The following is a 14,369-nucleotide window of genomic DNA, read 5'->3' as shown; positions in this document are numbered from 1 at the left end:
AGCACACGAGCGTGCTGATCACGACCAACCTGACCTTCGCCGAATGGTCCAGTGTGTTTGGCGACGCGAAGATGACGACAGCCTTGCTGGATCGACTCACGCATCACTGCCGCATCGTGGAGACGGGCAACGAGAGCCATCGGTTCCTGCACAGCAGCGCGGTGGCGAAGAAGCGCATCAAGGCGCGCGAGCAGGCTCGCAAGGCCGATCCACCGTCGCCGCCGGAGCCGAGCATCTGACGGCAGAACTCGTCGCGCCGCGCGGGGAAACCCGCTGCGGGCTACGCCCTCCGCGGCTTCCCCCGCGCGATCAATTCAGCATCAAGGAGGTCAACGAGCAACCCAAACACTAAACTTATGCACAGCCGACCAACGAAAAGTCGGCTTCCACCCCCTGGTCAAAATTCGATCGGCCCGGGTGGTCAATATCGAATCGGCGCCGACAGTGCAAATGACTGGGGCCTCCAACGCGAGCCACACGGGCAGCTACAACTGATGGGCCCGCGGCAAATCCCCGGTAGGCCCGCGGAGGAAAGAATCGGCCTGCATGCCGTGTCTTTGGAAGCATCTCCGCCTGCCACGGTCAGCGAACGTGTCGTATCGCCCATGGGTACGGAAGCCGAGTGCGGTTCCTGACGGAACCAATGCTCAATTGGCCGAATGCCAGCAGCGACGACTCAAGGGCGTCATCGCTGGACGAAGACCACCTTGATCTTGTCGACGATCGATTCGGCGAAGGGGCATAAGTGGCTGCTGTCGGGCGTCGTTTCCAAGGAAGTGAGAGGCTGCAATCGCTGCGCAGGAGACGTCCAGGGGCTCGAGTCGGCGCCAGCTTGTAGTGGGAAAGCGCACGCTTTGTACGCGCCAACGCGATGTGGCGCCCGATCCAGTACGGCGCAGAGCCTCGACAACGCCCAAAAGTCAGAGCGGCTTGAAGTGCAGGTAGACCAGGTTGCAGAAGATCAATAGGATCGCCGACCAGAAGGCGAACTCCATCGGCCACTTCAAGAGCTTCACGCGGTCGTTCACCGCCTTGCCAAGCACCATCAGCGCGATGGCCGGCAGGCTGCCCGGCCAGTGCGCCACGTCGCCGGCAAGGGCCGTGCAGCCGCCAAGCAGCACTGCGCAGACAATGGCCAGCAGGGCCCAGGAACGCATCGCAGTCATCACGCAGCCTCCAGTCGCAATTCTTCGGTGAAACCGGCTTGCAGCAAGGTCTGCCCGCCGGCCTTGTCGAACAGGTAGATGTGGTCGCGCGGGAACTGCAAGGACACCATCGCGCCGACCACAAATCCCAGCCGGTCGGCCCGCACCGCCGGCAGGCGTGCACGCAGCGTCTCACCGCCGGTCTGCACGGTGACCAGGCATTCGGCGCCCAGCGGTTCCAGCGCTTCGACGCGCCCGTGTCCTGCATCGCTCCCGCCGGGCGCGGCCAGCACCACATGCTCCGGCCGTATGCCGACGTCCACAAGCGAGCCCTCCACAAGCCCACGCGGCAGATCCGGCAGCGGCATCGCGCCACCCGCCCAGCGCGCCACCGGCCGCGCGCCCTCATAGCGGATCTCTGCCGGCAGGATGTTCATGTGCGGCTCCCCCACAAAGCTCGCCACGAAGCGATTGGCCGGCCGGTCGAACACCTCCTGCGGCGTGCCGAACTGCTGGATCGCGCCATCGTTCATCACGAGGATGCGGTCGCCCATCGACATCGCCTCCAACTGGTCATGCGACACGAACAGCGTGGTCACGCCCAGCGTCTTCTGCAAGTGCCGCAGCTCCGTCCGCATGTGGGCGCGCAGCTTCGCGTCGAGATGCGAGATGGCCTCGTCCATGAGGAAGACGTCAGCCTGTCGCACCAGCATGCGCCCGATGGCCACGCGCTGCGACTGCCCGCCCGAGAGCTCGTCGGGCATGCGGTCGAGCACGTCGGCAATGCGCAGTCGCTCGGCCACCTCGCCCAGCTTCTCGCGCACCTCCGCGCGGGTGAAGCCGCGCACCTTCAGCGGATAGGCCAGGTTGTCGGCCACGCTCATGTGCGGGTAGAGCACGTTCTGCTGGAACACCATGCCCACGTTGCGGTGGCGCGGTCGCAGGAAGGTGACGTTGCGCCCGCCGATCTCGATGCGCCCGCTGGTGGGCATCAAGAGGCCGGCGATCATGCGCAGGGTGGTGGTCTTGCCGCAGCCCGACGGGCCGAGGAAGAACACGAACTCGCCATCGTTGACCTTGAAGCCGACGTCGTGCACCGCATGCACATCGCCGAAGCGCTTGACGAGTTGATGGACCAGGACGGATGCCATTGCGAATCCTTTCAGCCGCTTGGGCTCAGCGAACCATGCCCATAGAAAGGCCCTTGATGAACTGCTTCTGCACCGCGATGACGAACAGCAGGATCGGCGTCGAGATGATCAAACATGCGGCGCCCAGGATGTCCCACGAAGCCGCCGCGGTCTGCACCGCGAAGGTCACGACCGACACCGGCAGCGTCTTGGTCTGCGTGCCCGAGAGGTACAGCGCGAAGGCGTATTCGTTCCACGACAGGATCAGCACGAAGATGGCCGTGGCCGTGATGGACGGCGCCATCACCGGCAACACCACGCGGCGAAATGCGCCGAACCAGGTGTCGCCATCGACCAGCGCGATCTCCTCCAGCTCGCGCGGTATGTCCTCGAAGTAGCCCTTGAGCATCCACACCACGAAGGGCAATTGCATCGATGTGTAGAGGATGACCAGGCCGACGTAGGAGTCGAGCAGCTTGAGCGTCTGGAAGATCAGGAACACCGGCAGGATCACCGCGACGGCCGGCATCATGCGGTTGGTCAGGATCCAGAAGGACACGTCCTCCTTGCCGGCGAAATCGAAGCGGGCCAGCGCGTAGGCGCAGAACATGCCGATCGTCACCGAGAAGAAGGTCGATGCCCCCGCGATGACCACCGTGTTGAACAGGTTGCGCAGCAGCCCGTAGTCGCGGATCAGCGTACGAAAGGCATCGAGCGTGGGCGTGAAGATCCACTGCGGCGGCACCGACTGCGCGGTCGCGCGGCTCATGAAGGCTGTGAGCACGATCCACACCAGCGGCATCACGCACACGACCGTGACGAACACCAGCACCAGGTGCACCCAGCCGTTGCGCTGTTGCGGCGGCGCGTCCGGCGACACGGCCGTGCTGCGAAGTTCGCGGCTCACGATTTGCCTCCGACGCGGTTGGCCTTGCTGAAGACGCGGATGAAGACCGAGCTGAAGGCCAGGATGATCACGAACACGATGAGCGACAGTGCCGCCGCCTTCGATGCCTCGAAGAACTTGAAGCCGAGATTGGTCAGCCAGATGTTGAGCGTCTCGGTCGAATTGCCCGGGCCGCCCTGCGTCAGCACCGCGATCGTGTCGTAGGTGCGGAACGCGTCCATGGTGCGGATCACCACCGCGATGAGGATGCTTGACTTAAGCATCGGCATCGTGATCGACCAGAAGATGCGCCATGACGAGGCGCCGTCGATCTCGGCCGCTTCATAAGGTTCGGGCGGTATCGAGGCCAGCCCCGCATGCAGGATCAGGAACATGAACGGCGTCCACTGCCACACGTCCACTAGGATCAGCGTGCGCAGCGCCGAAGCGGGACTGGAGACGAAAGTCGGCGGCGTCACGCCGAGGAAGGCGGCCAGCTCGCCGCTGTAGTGCGAGATCAGGCCCGAGTTCGGGAACAGCATGTACTGCCAGATCAGGCCCACCACCACCGGCGGCAGCACCATCGGCACGAGGATTGCGAGCCGGTACACCGCCTTGCCGCGGAAGTGCCGGCGGAACAGCAAGGCCAGCCCCAGCCCGGCCCAGAACTCGATGAAGACCGACGAGACCGTGAACACCGCCGTCACGCGCAGCGCGTTGAAGAAGTCCCCGTCCTGCACGATCTCCTGGAACTGCTCCAGCCCGACGAAGGCATGCGGCAGGTAGGGCTTGGACAGGATGATGTTGGTCGTCGCGAGCCAGACCGAGTAGCCGAAGGGAAAGAGCCCCACGGCCAGCAGGATGATGAGCGCGGGCGCCATCAGCAGCCACGGGAACCAGCGCCGGTTCTGCAGCGCGGTCTTCGGCCGTGTCGAAACGACCGGGGCACGCGCTGCGTGGTGGAGCATTGCGGACATGGGGCGGCCTCTTTCAGATCCAGCCCGAAGGCTTCTTGTCGTAGTAGGAGAGGTTGCGCCACAGCTGCGGCGGGTTCTTCGCGTTGCTGCGGTAGTAGCCGCCCTTTCGGAAGGCGTCCTTCATCTCCTTGGCCATGGCTTCCAGCGCCTGCTCCGGCGTCATCTCGTTGAGCCAGGCCTTGTTGCCGTAGAGGCCCATCACCTCGGAGATCTGCGCCCACTCCGGCACGCGGATGCGTTCGTCGGGGTTGGCGGTCTTGAGCAGGAACTCGTAGCAGTCCACCACCCACGGCTGTGCCTTGGCGACCGTCGGGCTCTTGAACTGCGAATGCCGCACCAGGCCGGCGCCCTTCTCCGAGGCGCGGATCAGCTGGTTCTTGTGCGTGATCCATTGCAGGAAGACCCAGGCCGCTTCCTTCTGCTTGGAGTCGGCGGAGACGCCGAGGCCCCAGGAGCCGAAGAACGGGTCGGTCCGCCCATGCGGGCCCACCGGCGTGTGCAGGTAGACGTTCTTGCCCGCGACTGGCGAGGTGCCTTCGAACTGCTCGCCGATGAAGCCCAGATAGTGGATGCCGCCGGCCGCCTTGCCTTGCTGGTAGAGCGACACGACCTCGCCGTAGCCGAAGTTGGCATCGTTCTTCGGCGTGAACTTGCGCCAGCCGAGGTAGTACTTGAGCGCGGCCAGGTTGTCATCGCTGGCGATGGTGACGTTCCAGTCCTTGTCGACGAACTCATTGCCGACATTGGCGGGCTTCTGGAAGGCGTACATCAGCGGCGTGAAGGTCCAGCCCCAGAACCAGCGCTGCGGTTGCGTCACGTAGCCGGCCACGCCCTTGCTGGCCTCGTTGAGCGCGCCGACGGTTTCCATGAAGGCCGTGTGGGTGAACTTGCCGTCGAAGCGCTTGGGCACCGGCAGGTTGGCCTTCTCCATCCAGTCGCGCCGGAACTCGTGCCCGACCGTGCCCGAGTCGAAGGCGATGTTGTAGAGCGTGTTGTTGTAGATGCCGGTGCCGCTGAAGACGCGCGGCACGAAGTCGTCGATGTCGTAGTCGTCGGCGGTGAGGTCCTTGTTCTTCAGGTACTTCGACAGGGGCTCCAGGTAGCCCGCGGCCGCGTATTCGGCCAGCCACATGATGTCGATGGTGAACAGGTCGAAGCGGCCGGTCTTGCTGCTCATGTCGAGCAGCGTCTTCTCGCGGGTCTGGTCGAAGGGGGCGTATTCGAGGTTGACCTTGATGCCGGTCTCCTTCTCGAACTCCGGGATCAGGTTCCACAGGTGCTGGTGGTGGCCGAACTGCACGGCCAGCAGGTTGACGGTGCGGCCCTCGAACTGGCGCTTGCGGGCCTGCGCCATCGAGAGCGCGGGCATGGCGAGCCCCGCGGCGGCGCTGCCGAGCAGTTTGGTGATCTGGCGTCTTGAGTATTCGGTCGTCATCTTTTGTCTCCTGTGCGTGGTGGATGTGCCCGGCGCGGCGGCCGGGTCAGTGGATGAGGGGGCTGGGGCTCGACAGGGCGTGTGCGTCGTCGAGGCGGCTCAGGTCGGCGAAGGCGAGCGTCTTGCCGCTGTCCCGGTCGAACAGATAGATGGCGCGCGGGTCGACTTGCAGGCCGATGGCTTCGCCGATCGCGGGCGCGCGGCCGAGTGCGCTGTTGCGGATCCAGGCGCGGAAGATCACGCCGTCGGCTTCGACGTCGAGGATGGTTTCGGAGCCGAGCGTCTCGGCGGCATAGACCTCGCCGCGGATCACGTTCGGTGCGCCCTGCTCCGCCTGGGGCGCCAGTGAAAGGTGCTGCGGCCGGATGCCCAGCGACAGCGCGCGTGCGGGCGCATTGCCCAGGCCGGCGGCGTCAAGCCAGTCGCGGTCGAGCGCCAGCCGCTGGTGGCCGAAGCGCAGTGTCGCGGCGCCGCCCGCATCCTCCAGCGTGCAGTCCGCAATGTTCATCGACGGCTCACCGACGAAGCCTGCGACGAAGCGGTTCGCGGGCCGGTCGAAGATGGTGCGGGGCGGGCCGATCTGCTGCACCACGCCTTCGTTCATCACGACGATGCGGTCGCCCATCGTCATCGCCTCGAGCTGGTCGTGCGACACGTAGAGGATGGTCGACTGGAACTCGCGTTGCAGCTTCTTGAACTCGAGCCGCATGTGCGCGCGCAGCTTGGCGTCGAGGTGCGAGATCGGCTCGTCCATCAGGAACAGGTCGGCGCGCCGCACCAGCATGCGGCCGATGGCCACGCGCTGCTGCTGGCCGCCCGACAGCTCGCGTGGGCGGCGCTCCAGCATGCGCTCGATCTGCAGGATCTTCGCCACGCCCATCACGCGCTCGCGCAGTTCGGGCTCGGCCAGGCGCTGCAAGCGCAGCGGGTAGGCCATGTTCTCGAACACCGACAGGTGCGGATACAGCGAGTTCTTGTCGTAGACCATCGCGACGTTGCGCTCGCGCGGTGCGGCCCAGGTCATGTCGCTGCCGTTGATGAGCACGCGGCCGGCATCGGGCTGCTCCAGGCCGGCGATGGTGCGCAGCGTGGTGGTCTTGCCGGCGCCCGAGGGGCCGAGCAGGAAGACGAACTCCCGATCCGCCACGTCGAAGGACAGGTCGCACACGGCACGCACCGCGCGCTCGCCACGCCCGAACGCCTTTTCGATACCCTCGACTCGCAAGCCTGCCATTGATGTCTCCGGTGAAGCGTCGCCGTCATGAAAGTGCGGCGTCATCCATGGGCTGAAATGTAGAAGTAATTTCCTTGCTTGTAAATATCAATCGAATAAAATATCTTTCTCAACACAGGAGACACGACATGGAACTCGGACTGCAAGGCAAGACGGCGCTGGTCAGCGGCTCGTCCGGCGGCATCGGCGAAGCGATCGCGACCTCGCTCGCACGCGAAGGCGCGCAGGTCATCGTCAACGGGCGCACGGCGGCCGGCATCGAGCGCGCGCTGGCGCGCATTCGCAAGGCGGTGCCGGGGGCGGTGCTGCACGCGCTGGCAGCGGACTTGGGCACGCCGCAGGGCTGCGATGAAGCGATCGCCGCCTTCGACGCGGTGGACATCCTGGTCAACAACCTCGGCATCTACGAGCCGAGCGACTTCTTCGAGACCAGCGATGCGCAGTGGGATCGGCTGGTCGAGGTCAACGTGATGAGCGGCGTGCGGCTGTCACGCCACTACCTCAAGGGCATGCTGGCGCGCAACAGCGGGCGGGTGGTGTTCGTGGCCAGCGAATCGGGCATCAACCCGGCGCCGGAGATGGCGCACTACTCGGCCACCAAGACGATGCAGTTGTCGCTGTCGCGCAATCTCGCGGAGTTGACCAAGGGGACGCGGGTCACGGTCAATGCGGTGCTGCCGGGGCCGGTGAACACCGAGGGCGTGGGCGGCTTCATTGCCAACGTCTTCCCGGAGCTGCCGCCCGAGGAAGCGCATGCGAAGTTCATGCGGGAGAACCGGCCGACCTCGCTGATCCAGCGGCTGAGCGATCCGGCCGAGATTGCCGACTTCGTGACCTTCATTGCGAGTGCGCGGGCGTCGGCGGTGAATGGGGCGGCGCTGAAGGTGGATGGCGGGATGATCCGGTCTGTGTTCTGAAGCGCAAGGCGCTCCGTTCACGAGAGCCGCGGTGTGCCCCGCGCCAGACTTTTATCTCCTGAAGCCCAGCCATCGCGTCGAAGTCAACGGGCCGCTCGTTCTGAACGACCGGGTGAGCCACCCCGCAGAGACTGGCAGCCCGGTGCCCCCTCAATCCCCGGCAGCGGGCGCTGCGGACTGATCAGCGACGAGCCTGCACGCATCGCGCGCAGTTCTGGTCAAGCCGCGGTAGTCCGTTGACGATGCGCTGAAGCAGCCCGCGTGATACCGTCGCGAACGTACGGACCAATCCCCGCCGCCATGCGAATTCGCCTCGCAGTCCCAGCCGATTTGCCTTCGTTCTTCGAGATCCGGACCAGCGTGCATGAAAACGAGATGTCGCTGGAGGAACTCGCCTCGCAGGGCGTCACGCTGCAAACCCTTCCCCTGCTGATGGACGAGAACGCGCGCGCCTGGGTCGCCGACCTGGATGGCGAGGTCGTGGCCTTCGTGCTCGCAAGTCGCCTCGAAGCCCGCATCGTGGCCATGTTCGTGCGCCCCGGCCATGAGCGACAAGGCTTGGGCCGCCAACTCATGTATGAGGCCGAGGAATGGCTTTTCTCAGAAGGATGCGAGGAGATCTGGCTGGTGACAGATGACGACGAACGTACGCGCGCCAATGGCTTCTACCGGCACCTCGGCTGGAAGATCGACGACCTGTGGGACGGACCCGTGCGATTCATCAAGCGGGCGCCGGGGCGCATGGCTGGCGGAGGTCAGGGCGGGCAATCCAGCAAGTCGCACGGTACGTGAAGCTTGGGCGCCCGGATGTCACTGTTGATGCCGATGAGTTCATGCGCCGCTCGGCTGGACCTGAGTCCAGCATGTAGATCGGCGCCGTCAAGACGACCGCTCCTGCACGGGCATGCGCTCCGCGCCAGCCATGAAGTCCGGGGAGGCCTTTGCCGGCGATGCAAAGAAGTCGCTCCAGTCGGCCGGGCGCGGCTTCAGGATGACGCTTTCGCTTTCACGGCGGATGACGACCTCGCGCACGGCTTCCGGAAACCGGAATTCCAGCGGGATCGACACGGTTTGAACCTGGTTGTTCCAGCCGACTCGCGCCGTGGGCCGTGGGGTGGGCGTGTGTCGACTTGCCATTTATTGCAGCATATGGCGCTGTTTGCCATAGATCAACGTTCTTCACTGGCAACATCACGAAGCGCTACGAGAACAGCTTGCCCGGATTGAGGATCCCCAGCGGATCAAGCGCGCTGCGAATCGCCTTCATCGCCGCGATCTCCACCGGCGTGCGCGTCAGCCCCAGCACATGCATGCGCTTGGTGCCGATGCCATGCTCAGCCGACACCGAGCCCTGCATCTCGCCGGTGACGCCGTAGACCACGTCCTGCACCTCGCGCGCCGTGGTCGGGGGCCAATCAGGCTCCTGCACCACGATGTGCACGTTGCCATCGCCGAGGTGGCCATAGACCAGGACATTGGCGCGCGGCCAGCGCGCGCGCAGCACAGCCTCGCAGCGGCGCGCGGCCTCGCCCACCTCGGCGATGGCAAAGCTCACGTCGAAGGACACGCGGCCCGGCAGCAGCCGTGCGTTCTCGCCCGGCGCATCGCGCACGGCCCAGAACGCGAGCGCGTCGGACTCGGAACTGGCCAGCGCGGCGTCCTCGACCACGCCCTCCTCCAGCATCGCGCCGAGGAAGCCTTCGAAAGATTCCGCCTGGCGCTCAGGGTCGGCGCCCAGGCTTTCGAGCAGAACGTAGAAGGCATGCTTGCCGGCAAGCGGTACCCGCAGCTCGGGCAGCCGGCCCGTGTAGAAGTCGTAGTAGCCCGGCCACATCACTTCGAAGGCCGACACGCCCGCAGGCAGCATGGCTTGCGCGCGCGACAGCAAGGTCGTCACGGCTTCATAGCTCGGCAAGCCGCAGAAGGCCGTCGACACCGCACTCGGCTTCGGCCGCAGGCGCAGCACCACGCGCGTGATGACGGCCAGCGTGCCCTCGCTGCCGATGAGCAGGTTGCGCAGGTCATAGCCCGTGTTGTTCTTGATCATGCCGTGCAGGCCGCCGACCACGCTGCCGTCAGCCAGGACCGCTTCGACATCGAGCACCTGCTCCCGCATCATTCCGTACTTGATGACGCGGTTGCCGCCGGCATTGGTCGCGAGGTTGCCGCCGATCGAGCAACTGCCGCGCGCGCCGAGGTCGAGCGGGAACAGGAAGCCCGCCGCGTCCGCCGCTTCCTGCACCATCTGCAAGGGAGTGCCGGCGAGCACGATCATGGTGGCGGACACGGGATCGACCTGCTCGATGCCGCGCATGCGTTCGAGGGACAGGGCGATCTCCCCTCCGAGCAGGCAGGCGCCGCCCGCCAGCCCCGTGAGGCCGCCCTGCGTGACCACCGGTTGACGGTGCGCATGGCAGATGCGCAGCGCGACCGACACCTCTTCCGTGTTGCCAGGCCGTACCAGCGCGATGGGTTCTGCGCAGGGCATGCGGCTGGCATCGGCGTTGTGCCGGCCTGCGAACTCGTGCGGCAATTGCACGACGCGCGGGCCCAGCGCCTCGCGCAGTGCCGCGACCACCGCGGGCATGACCTCGATCTCCTGCGTTCCCGTATTCATCACATTGCTCCGTTGGTTTCCATGCGACCGAGGCAATCACCCATAGTCATGCATTCGCCGGTGCCACCGTCAGCACATAACGCGTTGCGGCACGCACCAGCGACGCGCCGCAGACCGGCTTCATGCGCGCGATCTCGCGCTCGCTGTCTTCGGGCTGCACCGTGTTGAAGTCGAACATGCCGTAGTGGTGGCCGAGCATGCGGCCGATGCCCACCGCGCAGCACAGTTCCACGGCTTCCTGAAGATGAAAGTTGCCCGGCACGCCGTTGCTGGCGCGCACGGCATCGCGTCCGTTGACCGGCAGCAGCGCCAGCTCGATGCGGTGCGGCCGCAGCCAGTCCTCCAGGCCGTCGAAGGGCACGCAGTCGCCCGGGTGGTAGAGCGAGCGATCGCCGAGCTTGAAGACATAGCCGAGGTAGAGGTCGTTGCCATCGGCATCGGACCTGCGCTCCTCGTGCGCCGCCGGGACCACGGCAAGACTGGCGCCGGGCCCGATCGGCAATTCGTCCCCTGCGCGCACGGTGATCATCCGGTCGGCCGGCACGCCGCGTTCCAAGGCCTTCGCGCGCTCGGCCAGCGGCACGACGAAACGACAACGGCTGTTCGCGCGTGCAATGGCCGACAGCGTGTCGCCATCCATGTGGTCGGTGTGCGCGTGGGTGCAGAACACGTAGTCGAGCTGGGTCAGCTGTTCCGGCTGCACCGGCGCGGCCATCATGCGCCGATGCGGAAAGCGCGTTCCCGCGTACTTGCGCGCCAGCGAATCCGACAGATAGGGGTCGACGGCGATGCGCAAGTCGCGCCAGCGGATGCAGAAGCCGGCCTGGCCGAGCCACCAGGCCGAGACCGCATCGCCCTCCTCGCGCGCCGAGAACTCTGCCAGCAGGTCCGTGCTTGGCAGCCGCTCCAGCGTCGCCTCTGTCACGGCACGGTCCACGGCCATTGCAGCCGTCACTTCGACCAGCGCGGGTTATCCACCAGCGCCGGCTTGCCGTCGCGCTCGACCACCAGCTTGCGAAAGCCCTGCGTCTCGATGCTGCCGTAGTCATGACCGGCATGCCCCGGGAACGCGAAGAAGGTGATCAGCGGTTCCTTCGCCGAGATGTTGATGCTGCGATGTGCGAAGCGCCCCGGCACATAGACGGCCTTGCCGGGCGTGAGCTCCTGCACCTCGACCTCGCCTTCCGGGCTCTCCATCATCATCAGGCCGTGGCCGCGCAGGCAATAGTAGACCTCGGCGGTGTCGAGCACGGTATGGAAGTGGCCCTTGGTCATGTGGTACTCGTCGCCCACCTTGCCGGGATAGGTGATCGAGGTGCCGTAGGCCACGTCGCCGGAGCTGTCGGGCACGCCCATGTCGAAGAACTCGTAGACCAGCGGATCGCCGGACTTCACGGTGGCGTCGAAGGCCGCCTGGTCGTGGTACATGCCCTTCATGGCCGAGAGTGGGCGGCGCAGGGTCTCGCGGGTCTTGGACAGGCCCGTGTGCAGGTCGAAATCGACGAGGGTGGAGTTGGTGTTGCTGAGGTCGAACATGTTCATTTCCTTGCGGTGGCTTCGATGGCGATCTGGCTGAGCTTGTCGAAAGCGGGGCCCGACGACGGAATGTCCACGTCGAACACCTCGGCAATGACGCGCGTCCAGCCGTGGATGAAATAGACCCAGCCGCCCTCTACCTGGAGGTGGCGAGAGTCCTTCTGTGCGTTGGCCTGGTCGAGGAAGACCAGGTTGCCGCGGTAGTTGAATTCCCAGGCGATGCCGTCCTGCGGGAAGACGGCCGCGTTGGTGATCGGCGAGCCGGGCCGGTCCTTGCCCAGGCCCGTGGCGTTGACCACCATCGACGCGGGCGGCAATGCGGCGAGCACGCGGTCGGCGTCTTCAGGCGTCGGCGTGAGCACGTAGTCGATGGGGATCGCGAACTGGATGTGGCGATGCACATGCCGCATCTCCTCGAGGCTGGACTCGCGGCGCGCGGTCACGATGATCTTCACGGGCACGTCGCCGCCGGCCTTGGCCTTGTTGTGCAGGTAGAGCGACAGCGCCAGCGACGAGCCGCCCGAGCCCAGCAGGCAGAGCTGCCCGCCGGTGCGCGCCCAATAGCCCGTGTCGACGATCGCTTCCAGCGCCACGCCCACCGAGATCGGATCCTTGGCATGGCCGACGAGCCGATTGCCGCGCTTGGAAATCGAGCTCACTTCGTGCAGCGTCGTCGCATACGGGTCCAGGTCGTCGAACAGTCCGCGCGCCGCCTTGAGCAGGTTCATCTTGTGCGTGGTGACCAAGCCGCCGAGCGACAGCGGATCGTTCTTGATGAACTCGACCACTTCGACATAGCGCTCGGGTGCATCGCCCGGGGGGAAGTCGTATCCCTGGATGACGGCGTCGAGACCGAGGTGCTCGGCCCAGGCCGGGAACACCTTCATGATCGATGAGCTGGCGGTGGTAACACCGATGAAAGACATGGTTCGCCGGGTGGCGGGCTGGTAGTTGTTCATTTCAGGTTGCGGTTCAGTGTTGTTCCCAGTCGCGCGAGCGCTGCACGGCGCGGCTCCAGCCGGCGTAGCGCTTGTCCGCTTCCGCCCGCCCCATCGCGGGCGTGAACTTGCGGTCCAGCGTGAAGGCGCTGGTGAGGTCGGCCTTGTCGGCCCAGAAGCCGGTGGCCAGGCCGGCGAGGAAGGCGGCGCCGCGCGCGGTGGTGTCGATCACTTTCGGCCGCGTCACCGGCACGCCCAGCAGGTCCGCCTGGAACTGCATGACGAAGTTGTTGCTGACCGCACCACCGTCGACATTGAGGTCCGACAGGGCGATGCCGCTGTCGGCCTCCATGCAATCGATGACGTCCTTGACCTGGTAGGCCATCGACTCCAGCGCCGCGCGGATGATGTGGTTGCGGTTGGTGCCGCGTGTGACGCCGAGCAGCGCGCCGCGTGCGTACTGGTCCCAGTACGGCGCCGACAGGCCGGTGAACGCCGGCACGAAGTACACGCCGTTGGTGTCGGTCACCTGGCGCGCCGCCAGTTCGGTTTCGCTCGACAGGTGGATCAGCTTCAGCTCGTCACGCAACCATTGCACGACCGAGCCGCAGGTGAAGATCAGGCCTTCCAGCGCGTACTCCAGCTTGCCGTCAAGGCCCCAGGCCACGGTGGTCAGCAGGTTGTTGCGCGAGGGCATGGGCCGTGCGCCGGTGTTCATCAGCAGCGAGCAGCCGGTGCCGTAGGTGCACTTCACCATGCCGGGCTGGAAGCAGCTCTGGCCGAATAGCGCGCCCTGCTGGTCACCCACGGCGGAGGCGACCGGGATCTCCACGCCGTCGAAGAACTTCCCGGCTGACAGGCCGTAGACCTCCGAGGAGTTGCGCACCTGCGGCAGCACTTCGCGCGGCACGCGCACTGCCGCAAGCAGCTTGTCGTCCCAGCTCGCGTTGAAGATGTTGTAGAGCATCGTGCGCGAGGCGTTCGAATAGTCGGTGACGTGCGCCTTGCCCTCGGTGAGGTTCCAGATCAGCCAGCTGTCGATGGTGCCGGCCGCCAGTTCGCCACGCTCCGCACGTTCGCGTGCGCCTTCGACGTTGTCCAGGATCCATGCGATCTTGGTGCCCGAGAAGTAAGCGTCGATCACCAGGCCGGTGGTCTCGCGCACATAGGGCCCCATGCCGTTGGCCTTGAGTTCATCGCAGTCGCCGGCCGTGCGGCGGTCTTGCCACACCAGCGCGTTGTGGATCGGCAGTCCGGTGGCACGGTCCCACACCACGCAAGTCTCGCGCTGGTTGGCGATGCCGATGGCGGAGATCTCCTCGGGCCGCGCGTCGGCCTGCGTCAGCGCCTCGCGTGCGGCGGACAACTGCACGTTCCAGATCTCGATCGGATCGTGCTCGACCCAGCCCGGGTTCGGGTAGATCTGGCGGAACTCGCGCTGGGCGATCGAGACGATCTGGCCGGCCTTGTCGAACAAGATCGCGCGGGCGCTGGACGTGCCTTCATCGAGGGCCAGCACGTATTTCTTCTGGGTCATCTTCTTGTCTCCTGGTT

General features: G+C 65.8%; 15 protein-coding genes. 3 read left to right on the top strand and 12 right to left on the bottom strand.

Annotated features, from left to right (window positions below; genetic code table 11):
- Positions 1-239: ATP-binding protein (locus WKW79_RS30545; RefSeq protein ID WP_340338996.1), on the top strand; the 239-nt coding region annotated here is incomplete at its 5' end.
- A 681-nt stretch (positions 240-920) separates the two neighbouring features.
- Here WKW79_RS30545 and WKW79_RS30540 read toward each other — a convergent pair.
- The 6 genes from WKW79_RS30540 to WKW79_RS30515 are packed head-to-tail and all read right to left on the bottom strand — an operon-like array spanning position 921 to position 6,807.
- Complete coding sequence (locus tag WKW79_RS30540) at positions 921-1,166, bottom strand: hypothetical protein (RefSeq protein ID WP_340338995.1); 246 nt, start codon at positions 1,164-1,166, stop codon at positions 921-923.
- A complete protein-coding gene (locus tag WKW79_RS30535; protein ID WP_340338994.1) occupies positions 1,166-2,296 on the bottom strand; it encodes an ABC transporter ATP-binding protein in 1,131 nt (376 codons plus the stop codon). The genes WKW79_RS30540 and WKW79_RS30535 overlap by 1 nt, the downstream gene beginning before the upstream one ends.
- Positions 2,297-2,321: 25 nt before the next feature.
- The gene (locus tag WKW79_RS30530; RefSeq protein WP_340338993.1) at positions 2,322-3,182 is read right to left on the bottom strand and encodes a carbohydrate ABC transporter permease; all 861 of its coding nucleotides are present in this window, start codon (positions 3,180-3,182) and stop codon (positions 2,322-2,324) included.
- The gene (locus WKW79_RS30525) at positions 3,179-4,138 is read right to left on the bottom strand and encodes a carbohydrate ABC transporter permease (RefSeq protein ID WP_340338992.1); all 960 of its coding nucleotides are present in this window, start codon (positions 4,136-4,138) and stop codon (positions 3,179-3,181) included. The genes WKW79_RS30530 and WKW79_RS30525 overlap by 4 nt, the downstream gene beginning before the upstream one ends.
- Positions 4,139-4,151: 13 nt before the next feature.
- Positions 4,152-5,573 carry an ABC transporter substrate-binding protein gene (locus tag WKW79_RS30520; protein WP_340338991.1) on the bottom strand — a complete coding sequence of 474 codons (1,422 nt, stop codon included), beginning with the start codon at positions 5,571-5,573 and terminating at the stop codon, positions 4,152-4,154.
- 46 nt (positions 5,574-5,619) lie between these two features.
- Complete coding sequence (locus tag WKW79_RS30515) at positions 5,620-6,807, bottom strand: ABC transporter ATP-binding protein (protein ID WP_340338990.1); 1,188 nt, start codon at positions 6,805-6,807, stop codon at positions 5,620-5,622.
- Between the two features lie 128 nt (positions 6,808-6,935).
- Here WKW79_RS30515 and WKW79_RS30510 point away from each other — a divergent pair, with 128 nt between their 5' ends.
- Together WKW79_RS30510 and WKW79_RS30505 are read left to right on the top strand one after the other, a co-directional pair.
- The gene (locus WKW79_RS30510; protein WP_340338989.1) at positions 6,936-7,724 is read left to right on the top strand and encodes an SDR family NAD(P)-dependent oxidoreductase; all 789 of its coding nucleotides are present in this window, start codon (positions 6,936-6,938) and stop codon (positions 7,722-7,724) included.
- Between the two features lie 300 nt (positions 7,725-8,024).
- On the top strand, positions 8,025-8,516 hold the full coding sequence (locus WKW79_RS30505) for a GNAT family N-acetyltransferase (RefSeq protein ID WP_340338988.1): 492 nt from the start codon (positions 8,025-8,027) through the stop codon (positions 8,514-8,516).
- 87 nt (positions 8,517-8,603) lie between these two features.
- On the opposite strand, the gene vapB is transcribed toward WKW79_RS30505, so the two are convergent.
- From vapB to glpK, 6 genes are all read right to left on the bottom strand, one after another.
- Complete coding sequence (vapB, locus tag WKW79_RS30500) at positions 8,604-8,861, bottom strand: type II toxin-antitoxin system VapB family antitoxin (protein ID WP_340338987.1); 258 nt, start codon at positions 8,859-8,861, stop codon at positions 8,604-8,606.
- A gap of 64 nt (positions 8,862-8,925) precedes the next feature.
- Positions 8,926-10,341: an FAD-binding oxidoreductase gene (locus WKW79_RS30495; protein ID WP_340338986.1), complete on the bottom strand. Its 1,416-nt coding sequence runs from the start codon at positions 10,339-10,341 to the stop codon at positions 8,926-8,928.
- Positions 10,342-10,387: 46 nt separating this feature from the next.
- Positions 10,388-11,284: an MBL fold metallo-hydrolase gene (locus WKW79_RS30490; protein ID WP_340338985.1), complete on the bottom strand. Its 897-nt coding sequence runs from the start codon at positions 11,282-11,284 to the stop codon at positions 10,388-10,390.
- Positions 11,285-11,292: 8 nt separating this feature from the next.
- Positions 11,293-11,877, bottom strand: coding sequence for a glucose-6-phosphate isomerase (locus WKW79_RS30485; RefSeq protein WP_340338984.1), 585 nt, complete (start codon positions 11,875-11,877; stop codon positions 11,293-11,295).
- A gap of 2 nt (positions 11,878-11,879) precedes the next feature.
- Positions 11,880-12,803: a shikimate dehydrogenase gene (locus tag WKW79_RS30480; RefSeq protein WP_340338983.1), complete on the bottom strand. Its 924-nt coding sequence runs from the start codon at positions 12,801-12,803 to the stop codon at positions 11,880-11,882.
- A 46-nt stretch (positions 12,804-12,849) separates the two neighbouring features.
- Entirely contained in the window at positions 12,850-14,352 is a 1,503-nt protein-coding gene (glpK, locus tag WKW79_RS30475) for a glycerol kinase GlpK (protein WP_340338982.1), read from the bottom strand.
- Between the last annotated feature and the right edge of the window lie 17 nt (positions 14,353-14,369).

Origin of the sequence: Variovorax robiniae (assembly GCF_037889955.1) — a bacterium.
Classification (GTDB): domain Bacteria; phylum Pseudomonadota; class Gammaproteobacteria; order Burkholderiales; family Burkholderiaceae_C; genus Variovorax; species Variovorax robiniae.
This window is presented reverse-complemented; position numbering and strand designations above follow the sequence as displayed.

Excerpts from the sequence above, each read along its gene's own strand:
- WKW79_RS30540 (WP_340338995.1), bottom strand. The coding sequence starts at position 1,166 with ATGACTGCGATGCGTTCCTGGGCCCTGCTGGCCATTGTCTGCGCAGTG.
- WKW79_RS30535 (WP_340338994.1), bottom strand. The coding sequence starts at position 2,296 with ATGGCATCCGTCCTGGTCCATCAACTCGTCAAGCGCTTCGGCGATGTG.
- WKW79_RS30525 (WP_340338992.1), bottom strand. The coding sequence starts at position 4,138 with ATGTCCGCAATGCTCCACCACGCAGCGCGTGCCCCGGTCGTTTCGACA.
- WKW79_RS30520 (WP_340338991.1), bottom strand. The coding sequence starts at position 5,573 with ATGACGACCGAATACTCAAGACGCCAGATCACCAAACTGCTCGGCAGC.
- WKW79_RS30515 (WP_340338990.1), bottom strand. The coding sequence starts at position 6,807 with ATGGCAGGCTTGCGAGTCGAGGGTATCGAAAAGGCGTTCGGGCGTGGC.
- WKW79_RS30510 (WP_340338989.1), top strand. The coding sequence starts at position 6,936 with ATGGAACTCGGACTGCAAGGCAAGACGGCGCTGGTCAGCGGCTCGTCC.
- WKW79_RS30505 (WP_340338988.1), top strand. The coding sequence starts at position 8,025 with ATGCGAATTCGCCTCGCAGTCCCAGCCGATTTGCCTTCGTTCTTCGAG.
- vapB (WP_340338987.1), bottom strand. The coding sequence starts at position 8,861 with ATGGCAAGTCGACACACGCCCACCCCACGGCCCACGGCGCGAGTCGGC.
- WKW79_RS30495 (WP_340338986.1), bottom strand. The coding sequence starts at position 10,341 with ATGAATACGGGAACGCAGGAGATCGAGGTCATGCCCGCGGTGGTCGCG.
- WKW79_RS30490 (WP_340338985.1), bottom strand. The coding sequence starts at position 11,284 with ATGGCCGTGGACCGTGCCGTGACAGAGGCGACGCTGGAGCGGCTGCCA.
- WKW79_RS30485 (WP_340338984.1), bottom strand. The coding sequence starts at position 11,877 with ATGTTCGACCTCAGCAACACCAACTCCACCCTCGTCGATTTCGACCTG.
- WKW79_RS30480 (WP_340338983.1), bottom strand. The coding sequence starts at position 12,803 with ATGTCTTTCATCGGTGTTACCACCGCCAGCTCATCGATCATGAAGGTG.
- glpK (WP_340338982.1), bottom strand. The coding sequence starts at position 14,352 with ATGACCCAGAAGAAATACGTGCTGGCCCTCGATGAAGGCACGTCCAGC.